We start from the raw sequence: 7,946 nt of genomic DNA, 5'->3' as shown, positions 1-7,946 counted from the left end.
CGACGGGAACTAAGCCGAATCAGTAAGCGTAAGTCGGATTTATATGAAGATTACTCGGAACGTTTGATTACAGAAGAAGAGTACATACAGTTTTCTCGGATCTATTCCAATGAAATTGAGAATATCAAGAGCCGTCTGGACACAGTATTGGCGGCACAGGTTCGGTATTCCCAGGATTACCACATTGAAGAAGGCTGGGGAAATGTGATACATACTTATATGTCAAAGCGTAAGCTGACAAAAGAAATGGCAGATGCCTTTGTGGATTCAATTATTATCCATGGTAAGTATGATTATGAGATCAAGCTGGTATATGACGATCAGTTTGCAGATTTACAGAAATTAAAGAAAGAGAAGGAGGCGCAGTCAAGATGACAGATCATAGAAAAACAGCTGTTTACATCCGTTTATCCGCAGAAGATGACAATGTAGATGGCAGAGCCAAAAAAGAGAGCGACAGTGTAACTTCTCAGAGAATTCTGTTAAAATCATTTGCAATTGATGAGCTTGGTGTAGCTGAGTCGGATATTCTGGAATATGTGGATGACGGTGTCAGCGGTACTCATTTTAAAAGGCAGGGATTTCAACAGCTGCAGGATGACATGAAAAGCGGAGAAATCGGCTGTGTAGTTGTGAAAGACTTTTCCAGATTTGGAAGAGACTATTTGGAAGTTGGATTTTATATTGAATATATTTTTCCACTTCTACAGATTCGATTTATTTCGATTAATGACAGCTATGACAGTGTAGCAAGCAGCGGAATGACTGGTGGAATGAATGTAGCATTGCAGAATCTGGTATACAATATGTATAGCCTGGATTTGTCAAAGAAAATTTCATCAGCATTGCAGACAAGAACGAGAAATGGTACACGCCTTCCGGTAAATGCCAGATATGGCTATAAAAAAGGAAAAGATGGAAGGCTGGAAGTAGATCCGGAGGCTGCAAAAGTCGTGAAAATGATTTTTCGGATGGCAGCGGAAGGAACAAGTTTTGCGGATATTACAAGGGAATTGAACAGACAGGCGATTGCCACTTGTGATGAGCAGAAATTATCAAGAGGGGATCAGGTGCAGTTCCAGAGGTTTGACACGATCAAAAAGAAACACTGGAGCCCTACGACAGTAGCGGCAATTGTCCGGGATGAGATTTATATTGGAACCAGAATCTGGGGAAAAACACGTTGCAGTATGCATACCGGTCATAAAGCAGTTCTGAATGATGAAACAGAATGGGTTCGCCTGGAAAATCATCATACGGCAATTATAGACAGGGCATTGTTTGAAAAAGCAAATGAAATGCATCCGAAAAAGAAGAGAAGTGTTGCGGAATCACGCACCAATTTTACTCTGGAAAGACGTAAAAAACAGCCGGCATTGCTGTTGTGTGCCAACTGTGGGCATTCTTTACTAAAAGAAACGGAGCATCTGCTAAAATGCTCAGATGCTCGAACAAATGGAGATCCTGTGTGTCGAAGTCTGGTGATCCGACGGGAACCGCTGGAGGAGAATATCCTTGGGCTTGTCCATCAGTATGTAGCGTCAATGTTGGAAAAAGAAAAGAAAGTATCTTCCAACAGGCAATGCGACTACAAAGAGATCAATACCGCAGAATTGCAAAAACAGAGCCGACAGTTGACCTCGGAAAAGATGAAACTCTATGATGATTACAAAGATGGTCGTATAGATTGTGATTCGTATAAGCAGAGAGCTAGAAAGATAAGTGTGCAGCTGGAGGAAATAAAACGAAAGATAGAAGATGCGGAGAATAGTAAAAAGCTTCTTGAACAAAATGAACTTTCTCATAAAATAAAACTAAAAGATTTCTTGGGAATTCAGAAGTTCGATACAGAGAAGCTGCGTGAGATTATCAAGGTGATCCGTGTTCATAGTCAAGATGAAATTGAAATCGAATGGAATTTTGACGATATTTTTTCGGAACAGAGATAACTTGAGCAGGACAAGAATGACTTATTAGAAGATAATAAAGGTGCTGGGACTACCTGATGGGAGCGTCAGATAGTCTTCGGCAGAAAAAAATAAAATTTTTTTTGTCCTATACTTGACACATCCACATGTAATGCGTCACACAGTTTGTACCAGAATGGCAGAGTGCCGTATGGACGTAAAAGTTCTTCAATATATTATGGGACACGCTCATATAGATGTAACAATGGAAGTGTACAACCATATTGGAGAGCTGACAAGGATTGAAAATGAGATTGCAAGACTAGATAGTATGGTGTTAAATGCTTGACACCACAAAAAGAGAAATTGGTGTCAAAACAGAAAAAATCACAATTTCAAAAGAAATAAGATACTGCAAACCATTGATTTTAAAGGGTTTGCAAAAAAATAACAAAAAAATCAGCACTCACCTCTTGATAATGGAAGTCGATTTTTGTCCTGCCTTGTGTATCCCGGAAGTGCCTGTTTTATAGGCTTTCCTGGGCATCAGCCATTTTGTCTGGTATTGTAAAGCAGTGTCAGATTTGTCGTAAATGTCGTAAATTTGTGGTCAAAAAATGATGAGAAATGGAGAGTGCTAATAAAATGGAATTAACGTATACAAATGTAAATGGATATCTGATCCCGAATCTCACCTATAAATCCGGTGAGCAGATGGAGCAACTTGGCAAGTATGGTTTTCTTCGCAGAGATTATCTGAAAAACTATCGAAATTCAACCTATCAGGTGATGCTTTTACAGGACACCATTGGAGAGCATCTTCTGGAAGTGGACAAGGCAGCCAGAGAACGGGAAGAGGTAATACTGAAACAGTTAGAAGAAAAAGAACCATTGCCGGATAAAGAGAAAGATCAGATTGCCTGGGTAAGAGCTGCTAATCAGCACAGAGCGATTGCGGAAGAAATTATTCTCAAGGAATTGATTTATGTTTAAATGAAGGTGATGAGGTCGTGGAATGCGACCTCATTATTGTATGAAAAATAGCAGTAGGCAGAATGAGAAAAATAGGGTAAAATGGGAACATGGATTTTGGGAACTCATAAGAAATGATTGTGCGGTAAAGTAACTTGAAATGCCAGTTTGGCATTTCAAGTTATAGAGGAAATGGAATGGCGGATCAGAAAGTAAGAGAAATGGAACCAGTGGAAACACAAATAGTTGAAATCATGCCACCGGACGTTGAAAATCTGATTTATGTAGTAAGAAACAAACAAGTCATGGTGGATAGTGATCTGGCAATGCTTTATCAGGTAGAAACGGGAGCGTTAAACAGAGCCGTTAAAAGAAATATTGCCAGATTTCCAGAAGATTTTCGATTTCAGCTTACAAAAGATGAATATGAAAACTTGAAATGCCAATTTGGCACCTCAAATGGCAGTGGAACAGAAAATGGTTATGGTGGCAGACGTACATTACCGTATGTATTTACAGAGCAGGGAATATCCATGCTTGCAAGTGTATTGCATAGCGAGGTGGCAATTAATGTAAGTATAGGTATTATGCGTGCATTTGTAGAAATGCGACGGTTTATAGCCAACAATGCACTTTTGTTTGAAAGGATTAGTAACGTTGAGCTAAAACAACTGGAATATCAGAAAAAGACAGATGAAAAACTGGAGCAGATTTTTGAGTACATATCAGATCATGAGGAGTCTAATCAAAAGATATTTTTTGATGGTCAGATATATGATGCATTCAGCTTATTGATAGGACTGATTCAGAAAGCAGAAATGGAAATTGTTCTGGTAGATGGCTATGTGGATGTAGGAACATTAAATATGTTGTCCAAAAAGAAAGAAAATGTGGCGGTGACAGTTTATACACAGCAACGGACAAAATTATCTCAAACAGATGTAGATAACTTTAATGCACAGTATCCTAAACTGGATGTGAAGTACACAAGAGCATTTCATGATCGTTTTTTAATTCTTGATAAAACGAAAGCATATCATGTGGGTGCGTCTTTGAAGGATGCAGGTAAAAAATGTTTTGGAATTAATCTGATTGAAGATGCAGGTATTGTAAGAGATATTTTACAGAGATTGGAATTGGAAACAGAAGAATAGAAAAGTAAGTTATGCAGAAAGGCGTGAGTCATAAGAATATGGCTTGCGTCTTTTTCTGTCTGGAAAGGAAGTGGGGAGCATGGCACAGATTTTTCGTGTAGAGAGAACTAAGAATTTTACGGTAATGAGTAATCACCATTTCAAGAATAAGAATCTGACATTGAAAGCGAAAGGTCTATTATCGCTGATGTTAAGTTTGCCAGATGACTGGAATTACAATATGCAAGGACTGGCAACATTGAGCAGAGATGGGATTGATTCTGTTCGTTCTGCAATTAAGGAATTAGAGCATCATGGATATGTGGAACGTCATAGATTGCGTAATGAGTATGGCTCTTATGGCGATACCGAATATATTATCCGGGAAGTTCCATTAGGAGAAGAAAATGATTAAGTGGAGAAGAGAAGTGCCTAAGGGTAGATAGTCCAATTTTGGACAATCAGGTCATAGGAAATTTCTATCTCCGGACATCAGAAAATAGGAAAACCAGATATGGTAAATCCCATACTGGACAAACCGTTGCTATTTTATGCAATTTTCCATGTTTAAATTTATAGTGGGGAGTTTATTTCAAACAGAGAGATCTTAAAAAAATAAATATTTTTCTAATTTTGTTAATATGCTATTTACAGCGAATAAATAGTAATGTATTCTAAAAAATTGCAAGAGAATACAAATAATTAATTAAGCCTGCAAATAAAAAGTCAAGGCTAAATTGAAAGAACATTGAAAATTTTATACAGGTTGAAAATTGGGTATCAAAATAAGACCACCACACCAGTGCTGGTCTGAAAATATTAGTGGATAATTAGGATTCTGGAAGAGATGAAAGATATTCTTTCACTCGTCCGTAGTAGATTCTTAGAAACTTGTTAGCACCTGCAGTCATATAGACATAGTAAGGCTTGTTTTGAGCACGTTTCTTATCTAAGAACTGATAAACAGGATCATCTTGAGGATGCGTTTTAAACAGGACATCCATTACCTGAAATAAAGTCTTTCTAAGATCAGAGGAACCTCGTTTTGAGGTAGGAACACTTTTTCGTTCATAGGTTCCAGATTCATTAACACCGGGATCTACACCGGCAAATGCAGTAATAGCACTTTTGTGAGTGAAACGGGAAACATCTCCGATCTCAGCCATCAACTGAGGACCAAGAGAAGTTCCAACACCTTTCATAGCCATAACGACAGGATATTCCGGGAGTTTGGATGCAGTTTCATTCATGAGAGTGCGTAGCGATTCAACAGTTGTAGAGGCACTATTAAGCTGGTCTACAGCTTGCTTGATAATAAGCTTTGTAAGGGCATCCTTTGGAAGTACAGGAACAAGTTCCTTTGCTTTTCCATAGATTTCTTCAGCTTTTGACTGACTGAAGTTGTACTTCTTGCGTTTGCACCAGTTTTGATAATGGTCAATAAAGGCATTCAGGGACATTTTACGGACACAGTCCACATGCCAGTATGTAGATGCAAAATCAACCCATTTCTGGCTGCCGTCATTGCGTGCAGGACTGTCAAAGTAAGTATTAACACCAGGATAGGTTTGGTCAAGGATGCCGATAAGATTATTTTTCATAGCCGTCTTGTGTTTCATGTAAAAGCCGAACTGACGGTTCATGGTTTTGAGCTGATTGCGTAATTCATCCATAACATTATACTGTTTAAGATTTTGCCATTTGTCAAGAACATATCGGGCGATCTTAACAGCATCCGCTTTATCAGATTTGACTTTACGAAGGGAATCATTATCAAAATCCTTGATAAGTTTGGGGTTAATGGTACTGACGAAAAGGTTAGCCTCTGAAAGCTGATGGGCAAGGACTTCGTAGTAACGTCCTGTATGTTCCATCACGATTCGTGACTCACCTTCAACAGAGTTGATGAGTTCTACAAGTGAATTAATGTCACTGGTTGTGTGTTTGATTTCAAAGGGGGTGGAAACAATTTCACCGAATGGTCGCATGATAGCAACCATACTTTTACCTTTTGAAACATCGATACCTACTGCGTTCATAAATTGTCACTCCTTAAGATTATTGCAATGGATAAATACCAGTTTTACTCATTGCCCATTCAATCTACTGTGGTGTGACGCGAATGCACCTATGGCGATTCAACCTGCATAAAACGAACGCTGCGAATGAGGAACTGGTTATCAGTCTTAATTGCGGACGCGAGGTCCAAGAAAAGGGACGATATACCAATTTCTCCATCATTATACAGCTTAAGCAACAAGATGGATAATTCCTTACTGGCTGTAAGGGATATTAACCATAAATATATTGTAGTAGAAAAAGGCATAATAATATGGAATTATTGTGACGGTAAAAGACATAGGAGCATTTTTTGAAGCTGATCAATTTGAGGAAGGTATATATGTTGAAAAGTCAAAATAAAACAAAAAAAGTAATTAAAGTAGCTACATTTATTATTCTTTTATGCATGATGTTGGATGGATGTGCAAAATTAGAAAAGAAGCAGAAGCTACCAATCGCAACTTATATGGGAGGAAACAATACTATTACAGAGATTTGCAAAGAGCTTAATGCAGTAGGTGCTTCGCATGTAGATGTATTTCAGGAATGGGTGACTGATTTCGCGGATTCTGCGGGGAAGAATGCAAATATAAAGGATACTTGGTCAGATCCGAAGAAAATGAAAGTAGATACTGGTAAATGTATGGATGGTTGGGAAAAAAATCACAATTATTCAGACACCGACTGCAGAATGACAGCCTTTCTTCTGCTAGATGGACTGCTTCACGCAGAATCAACAGAAGATAATTACGACGGCACGTATTTAATGTTTGATATGGAAGCAATAGATAATGTAGACAGATATGAAATAATAAGACAGAATAAAGACATGTTTACTACACTATACGGAGAGAAGAGTATTATAGATGATAAACATCCAGAAACAACATTTTCTGATAGCTGGAAACATTATGGATTTCAAATAGATAGTGATAGGATATCCATTTTAAGTATAGCAATATACGATCCAGATACCGATGCTATTTTTATAGGACACACAGGTCTACTGATAAAGTACAGCGATTATTTTTTGTTTGTAGAAAAGATTGCATTTGAACAGCCGTATCAAGCGACAAAAGTGTATAATATGGAGGAGTTGTTCGATATCCTTTCGAGTAGACCAGAGTATTTCGGAGAAGAGGGAGAAGCAGGACCATTTGTATATAATAATGGTGAATATATTGGAACATTAAAAAATAATAATTAGCAGACCATAAGAGTATGATTAGCGCCTATTGGAAAAACACACTGTCAAAGGAGCTTCTTGTGGCGGGGATTAACTGTCTGTGGGGAGCAATCATACTACATATAATTTATAATGCAGTAGGAGCAATGATTATAATTCAATAAAGCCCAACTTGTGTAATTGCAAAATGGAGAAATGATAAATGATTAAAGATTTAATGTACATCGAACCGAAAGCAGGATATTCTGATGATGGCCCGGCATGGATTGGATATGTGAAAACTTCAAAGACAAAGAAAACTATCTATTTTAATGACCATGCTTTTCAAAAATATAATGGTGGTTGTTCAAATTATGTAGATATTGAAATAAGGCTACCGCAATCCCACTGGCTTTAGACGGTGGGTTAAGGTAGCCAAAAATCAGAAATTATCGTATACTCATGGCATGGGAACATGGAAATCTAAAAACAGACACAAATACCTATTACAATATCACATTATTTTTGTCTGTAAATATAGGAAGAAATTACTGGTTTCGAGGCAGATATCAGATGATATAAAACAGTTTTCGTATGAGATATGTCAGAGACACAGTGTGATAATAAGATATATGGAAAAGATATCCCCAATATTTACGAAAACAATTCTGGAAAGAACATACCTTTTGGACAGATGGATATTTTGCA

Annotated in this window: 7 protein-coding genes and 3 pseudogenes; 9 read left to right on the top strand and 1 reads right to left on the bottom strand. The window is 37.7% G+C overall.

Annotated elements, in window-relative coordinates; all coding sequences use genetic code 11:
* The 6 genes and pseudogenes from G593_RS0117875 to G593_RS0117850 all read left to right on the top strand — a co-directional run.
* Window positions 1–375: pseudogene (locus tag G593_RS0117875) on the top strand (recombinase family protein); the annotation flags it as partial.
* Window positions 372–1,949, top strand: a complete 1,578-nt coding sequence (locus tag G593_RS0117870) for a recombinase family protein (protein WP_029732554.1) — start codon at window positions 372–374, stop codon at window positions 1,947–1,949. The pseudogene G593_RS0117875 and the gene G593_RS0117870, both read left to right, overlap by 4 nt.
* Before the next feature lie 124 nt (window positions 1,950–2,073).
* Window positions 2,074–2,256: pseudogene (locus G593_RS19970) on the top strand (tyrosine-type recombinase/integrase); the annotation flags it as partial.
* Window positions 2,257–2,552: 296 nt separating this feature from the next.
* On the top strand, window positions 2,553–2,900 hold the full coding sequence (locus tag G593_RS0117860) for a TnpV protein (protein ID WP_029732553.1): 348 nt from the start codon (window positions 2,553–2,555) through the stop codon (window positions 2,898–2,900).
* Window positions 2,901–3,076: 176 nt separating this feature from the next.
* Window positions 3,077–4,033, top strand: coding sequence for an ORF6N domain-containing protein (locus G593_RS0117855; protein WP_005341533.1), 957 nt, complete (start codon window positions 3,077–3,079; stop codon window positions 4,031–4,033).
* A 79-nt stretch (window positions 4,034–4,112) separates the two neighbouring features.
* Window positions 4,113–4,427: a helix-turn-helix domain-containing protein gene (locus G593_RS0117850; protein ID WP_005341535.1), complete on the top strand. Its 315-nt coding sequence runs from the start codon at window positions 4,113–4,115 to the stop codon at window positions 4,425–4,427.
* A gap of 415 nt (window positions 4,428–4,842) precedes the next feature.
* On the opposite strand, the gene G593_RS0117845 is transcribed toward G593_RS0117850, so the two are convergent.
* Window positions 4,843–6,051, bottom strand: a complete 1,209-nt coding sequence (locus G593_RS0117845; RefSeq protein ID WP_029732552.1) for an IS110 family transposase — start codon at window positions 6,049–6,051, stop codon at window positions 4,843–4,845.
* A 362-nt stretch (window positions 6,052–6,413) separates the two neighbouring features.
* Between G593_RS0117845 and G593_RS0117840 the strand changes: the two genes are divergently transcribed.
* The 3 genes and pseudogenes from G593_RS0117840 to G593_RS19960 form a co-directional block, all read left to right on the top strand.
* Window positions 6,414–7,280, top strand: coding sequence for a DUF4300 family protein (locus G593_RS0117840; protein ID WP_029732551.1), 867 nt, complete (start codon window positions 6,414–6,416; stop codon window positions 7,278–7,280).
* Between the two features lie 181 nt (window positions 7,281–7,461).
* Entirely contained in the window at window positions 7,462–7,656 is a 195-nt protein-coding gene (locus G593_RS18930) for a hypothetical protein (RefSeq protein WP_242827137.1), read from the top strand.
* 49 nt (window positions 7,657–7,705) lie between these two features.
* Window positions 7,706–7,946: pseudogene (locus G593_RS19960) on the top strand (transposase); the annotation flags it as partial.

The organism is Dorea sp. AGR2135 (assembly GCF_000420885.1).
Taxonomy (GTDB): Bacteria; Bacillota; Clostridia; order Lachnospirales; family Lachnospiraceae; genus Dorea; species Dorea formicigenerans.
This window is presented reverse-complemented; position numbering and strand designations above follow the sequence as displayed.